The 249-nt window shown below is 60.6% G+C and carries 1 protein-coding gene; it reads right to left on the bottom strand.

Going from position 1 to position 249, the window contains the following annotated elements; translation table 11 throughout:
• Positions 1 to 249 (bottom strand): hypothetical protein (locus SB724_RS21275; RefSeq protein WP_410572995.1); only part of this gene is annotated, 249 nt, incomplete at both ends.

Raw genomic sequence — 249 nt, 5'->3', positions numbered from 1 at the left:
GGGGCACGTAACCGCCGTGACGATCAGACAGCAGGCGCTGCAGCCAGTGATCGACCGCGCTCGATTTGCCGAAGCGGGATGGTCCGAAAATCGTCGCTCCGTCGATCTGGTCGTCGAGCCACATGCCGATGCGCTCGACCATGTCATGGATGGCGAGGGTGAACAAAGAATAGTCGCGCGTGACAATAGGATGATCCCGCGGCACATGAGCGGCAACCAGGGGCACTGCAGTTGCAGACAGCGTTACCA

This window comes from Bacillus sp. SIMBA_031, from assembly GCF_046535225.1.
GTDB classification, from domain to species: Bacteria; Bacillota; Bacilli; order Bacillales; family Bacillaceae; genus Bacillus; species Bacillus velezensis.
This window is presented reverse-complemented; position numbering and strand designations above follow the sequence as displayed.